2 protein-coding genes are annotated in these 2,004 nt (G+C 63.1%); both read right to left on the bottom strand.

The window, feature by feature from the left end; translation table 11 throughout:
- Positions 1 to 478: 478 nt before the first annotated feature.
- Positions 479 to 1,225 carry a zf-HC2 domain-containing protein gene (locus tag ABZT03_RS44035; protein WP_356049916.1) on the bottom strand — a complete coding sequence of 249 codons (747 nt, stop codon included), beginning with the start codon at positions 1,223 to 1,225 and terminating at the stop codon, positions 479 to 481.
- A complete protein-coding gene (locus tag ABZT03_RS44030; RefSeq protein ID WP_356049914.1) occupies positions 1,209 to 1,721 on the bottom strand; it encodes a sigma-70 family RNA polymerase sigma factor in 513 nt (170 codons plus the stop codon). Before ABZT03_RS44030 ends, ABZT03_RS44035 begins: the two co-directional genes overlap by 17 nt.
- Between the last annotated feature and the right edge of the window lie 283 nt (positions 1,722 to 2,004).

The following is a 2,004-nucleotide window of genomic DNA, read 5'->3' as shown; positions in this document are numbered from 1 at the left end:
ACCCCGACGACATGACCACGGATCCTGCCGCACCCACCCCACACCTGTCACATCGTCAGGAGACGGACACGCGACCGACCTTCTGAATGCTTACAATCGAGGTGAAGTCCGCATTACGGGATGAAACAGCGGGAGAAAACGACCTCTTATAACAGACCGCCCCTGCCCGGCCCCGGCGGCGACCACAGTATCCGCCCCGGCCGATCGAGTGTGAAGTCAGGGTCCTGGCATAGTCGCGAGTGGGTGAATTGTCTCGTGTGCTCGCAGGCCGGTGAGCATCCTGCGAGCTGGAACTTCACCGGAAGCAACGACCTTTGACCCACTCCACAAAGTGGACAAGACGCGACCTTGCCGGGGCCCTGAGTGTGAAGTTGGCATCGACTATTCGATGCCAACGACATCGACCCCAACTGCCAGTCCGCTTTGACCGCTTCGATCGCGGCTTCGCCGCGCAGGAGCCACCCTCTGATAGACCAATTCAGATTGGGATGCTCGCGAGGGTTTGGCCAGTGGTGGTGCGGATTAGGAGGTGGTCAAGCTGGTTGGGAGACAAGTTGGTGGCGGCCGTGAGGGTGATGGGCTTAGGTTTGCCATGCGAGTTATGGCTGGGAAAAGGTACGCGCCAGTCTCCGATTGGGCGGGCGCGGCCGTCGGCGCCTACGGCAAGGAGGCGGCAGGTCAGGGCGCCTTTCACCCCGGATACTTGCAGAGTAATGGCAGTACCCCAAGCTTTGGGTTGCAGGGCGGCAGTGGCAGTGACACCGGAGCTTGAGTTACGGACGGTGTGCGTTTGCCCGGTCAGGGCCGTGGGAGAAGCTTCTCGGCCAGGGGTTGCGCTAAGAGCCAGTACGGGACCGGCGATGATCGCGGCTGCGGCCGCGCCCACCAGGACCAGACGCCGTCGTTTAGCGGTGCGGCGTTCGGTTGCCGCTGCGGCAAGGGTGCGCTGCAGGAACTCCCGCCCGCCGGTGACAGCACCGACAGGCACCCACCGTTCGGCATACGCCAAACTGTCCCTTTCGTGGACGCTACCTCCGGAGGCGGCGAGGGCAGCGACGGGAGTAGCCAGAACCGCAAGACGCTCGGCGGTCTCGCCGAGTTGCGTGACCTCCAGGGCGCAGTCTGAGCAGACGGTTAGGTGATCTTCGAAGGCTTGCGTGTCGGCCGCATCCAAGAGGCCCAGAATGTAGGCGGCCACCTCGTGATGGTCAGGGGTGGTGGTCATCGCCCGGTGTCTCCTGTTCGTCTCGTTCCCGTAGCGCTAGGCGCATGGCGTTCAGCGCGTAATAGACCCGAGACTTCATGGTCCCGGGAGGAATGCCCAGGACGGTGGCTGCCTGGGCTAGTGTGCGACCCTTTAGATATGTCTCCACGAGGGCCTCTCGGTGTTGCGGAGTCAGAGTATCCAGGGCTTTGGAGACAACCATGGTCTCCAAAGCTTGTGCCATTTCGTCGGGTCCCGGCAAAAGCTCCAATGTTGCCGGGTTGGTCTCGCGGGGACGGACAGAGCGGGCCCGGTGTGCGTCAATTACCAGGCGGCGGGCGACCGTGACCAGCCATGGCCGGATCCCGGACGGTTCCATGGCCTGAAGCCGTTCGGCGTGTCTCCACGCCCGCAGCAGCGTCTCCTGCACCACGTCTTCGGCCCACTGCCGGTCCCCGCACAAACCAGCGGTGAACCGCAGCAGTGCATTCCCGTGCTCCCGATACAACGCCTCCACCAACCCGTCCCCCCCAGGAGGGGGGGACGGGCCTACAGACTTACCCTGGTTGCGATCGCTGTTCACCCTGCCATCATCACCTATTCCCCAGTCAGGCAGTCAGCAGGTTGTGCTACCTCAACACACGGACACCAGCCGCAAAAGGTTCAGCGTGTTCACCACATCAAACATGATTCACGCCCCCTCCAGCCTCGATTCGTCAGGGGTTGTGAGCTGCTGACCGGTTGGTCGGTTCGCCCCTTTTGTCCCTGATGGTTGGGGATGGGGCCGTCGCGTGTCGCTG

It is taken from the genome of Streptomyces sp. NPDC005574, from assembly GCF_040605435.1.
Classification (GTDB): Bacteria; Actinomycetota; Actinomycetes; order Streptomycetales; family Streptomycetaceae; genus Streptomyces.
The sequence above is the reverse complement of the archived record's forward strand: the minus strand, read 5'-3'. Positions and strand labels throughout refer to the sequence as shown.